General features: G+C 66.7%; 2 protein-coding genes. Both read right to left on the bottom strand.

Going from position 1 to position 2,374, the window contains the following annotated elements; all coding sequences use genetic code 11:
* Positions 1–343 precede the first annotated feature (343 nt).
* Positions 344–1,903 (bottom strand): dihydrolipoamide acetyltransferase family protein, encoded by a 1,560-nt coding sequence (locus AC5RWX_RS32570; RefSeq protein ID WP_494100304.1) that lies wholly within the window; start codon positions 1,901–1,903, stop codon positions 344–346.
* 2 nt (positions 1,904–1,905) lie between these two features.
* Positions 1,906–2,374: transketolase C-terminal domain-containing protein (locus AC5RWX_RS32565; protein WP_494100303.1), on the bottom strand; the 469-nt coding region annotated here is incomplete at its 5' end.

The following is a 2,374-nucleotide window of genomic DNA, read 5'->3' as shown; positions in this document are numbered from 1 at the left end:
GCCATCGCCCGCGAGCGAAGTTCCCGCGCCGCCATCTGCCAGCCGTCGGAGTCAGCCCCACCGGCTACCGCCGATCATCATGAATCCCATGCAGCAGGCTCAGCTTCGCCTGCTGAAGTCGATGGCGTACGACGACCGCACGCGGCCGCCGTCGTCCGTCCACAAGGCTAGTCCCGGCACGACTGAGAGAGGGTTCCGGATAAACCCACATCGGCTGAGAGAGGGTTCCGGATAAACCCACATCGGCTGAGAGAGGGTTCGAGTTAAACCACCATCAACTGAGAGAGGGTTCCGAATAGACCGACATCAAGTGAGAGAGCTCGGGGTGAGCCGGGGTTAAAAGTTAGAGGTCGGCTAAGAGGGTGTTCGGGTTTTCAATGGCGTCGGCTATGAAGCGGAGGAAACCCGCTGCCGTGCCGCCGTCGCAGACCCGGTGGTCGAAGGTGAGGGTCAGCTCGGTGACCTTGCGGACGGCCAGCTCGCCGTTGACCACCCACGGCTTGTCGATGATCCGGCCGACGCCGAGGATGGCCACCTCCGGGTGGTTGATGATCGCCGCCGATCCGTCCACCCCAAACACTCCGTAATTGTTGAGTGTGAACGTGCCGCTGCCAAGCTCCGTCGGGGTGGCTTTGCCCTGGCGCGCGACGTCGGTCAGCCGCCGGACCTCCGCGTCCAGTTCACGCGCGCTCAGCTTTTCCGCTGACCGGACCGACGGCACCACGAGCCCGCGTTCGGTCTGGGCGGCGATACCCAGGTTGATGCCGTCGAACGAGACAATGTCCTGGGACCCGTCGGACGCGGTTTCTATGCGGGTGTTCAGCTCCGGGTACTTTTTGAGCCCCGCGGTGACAAAGCGGGCAATGAACGCGAGCAGCCCGGGCACCTGGGAGCCGCCGGTCTTGAGTTCCTCGCGAAGCTCGACGAGCGCAGTGGCGTCGACGTCCACCCACACAGTTGCCTCGGGGATTTCCGAACGGCTGCGCGCCATGTTGGCGGCAACGGTTTTGCGCACTCCCTTGACCGGCGTCCGGGCGGAGATGGCCAGGCCGGTTCGGGCGTCTGTCCCCACCCGCTCCCTAACCTCGCTTGCTCGGTCAGGGAACCGTGCGGGCGTGGGCCCAGGCTCCATCACGGGCTTCGGCTCGGCCACGGGAGCAACTTCAGGCGGATGGATGGCAGCTTCCACGTCGCGGCGCATGATCAGCCCGCCCTCGCCGGAGCCGGGGAGCTCTCCGAGGTCGACGCCGTGCTCCCGCGCCATGCGTCGGACCAGCGGTGAGATCACCGCGCCAAGCTTGCCGGGGACGCGGGTGCGCAGGAGGGACAGGTCCATGTCGGCACTCGCCGCCGGCCCGCCGTCGGCCGCCCCGTCCTCCAGGGGAAGGGTGCCGACAGAACCGGCCGCCCCACTCTTCCGAGCACGGGTACGGCGGGCGACGCCGTGGCCCCCTGGGGTGCCGTACCCAATCAGGACGTTGCCGGACCCGGCTTTTTCCTCTTCGCGGTAAGTTTCGGCTGCCGCTTCAGCAACTGCCGCCGCAGATGATGCCGCCCCGGGAGTGGCATCGGGCATGTCGGAGCCGGACGGCATGCTGCCTGCAGCAGTGCCGTCCGGCGAAGGGGCGGGGGCGGCATCATCCGTGGCGATCCCGGTTACCAACGGCGTCACCGAAATCAGCGGTTTCCCCACGTCCAGCGTCTCACCCGGCTGCCCGTGCAGCTCGGCCACAATCCCGGCATAGGGAGAAGGCACCTCAACAGTGGATTTTGCAGTCTCCACCTCGGCAATCGGCTGGTCCACGGAGATCGAGTCCCCCACCGAAACGTGCCAGGAAACCAGCTCGGCTTCGGTAAGGCCCTCGCCCAGGTCCGGCAACAAAAACACGCGTGTTTCACTCATGGTCAGTTCTCCCACTGAAGGTCGTCAACGGCGTCGAGGATGCGGTCCACGCCGGGCAGGTAGTACTTCTCAAGCTTCGGCGCCGGGTAGGGAATGTCGAACCCGGTCACCCGGCGGATGGGCGCGGCCAGATAGTGGAAGCAACGTTCCTGCACCCGTGCCACGATCTCGGAGGACACGGATGCGAAGCCGTGCGCTTCGGCGATCACCACGGCCCGGCCGGTTTTCTGCACCGACTCGCAGATGGTGTCATCGTCGAACGGCACGATGGTGCGCACATCGATGACTTCCAGCGAACGCCCCTCCAGCGCTGCCGCCTCGGCGGCGGCAAGCGCGGTGGGGACGGACGGCCCGTAGGCGATCAGCGTTGCGTCAGTCCCGGGACGGGCGACGGCGGCGCGGCCTTCCGTGGTTCGTCCCGCCGCGGCGCCTTCCGTGTGAAGGCGCCGCAGCTCATCCAAATCCACCAGG

Source organism: Arthrobacter sp. SPT-J7 (assembly GCF_059089965.1).
The sequence above is the reverse complement of the archived record's forward strand: the minus strand, read 5'-3'. Positions and strand labels throughout refer to the sequence as shown.

What these genes read in the sequence shown, in the direction of transcription:
- AC5RWX_RS32570 (WP_494100304.1), bottom strand. Translation starts at nt 1,903, where the DNA reads ATGAGTGAAACACGCGTGTTTTTGTTGCCGGACCTGGGCGAGGGCCTT.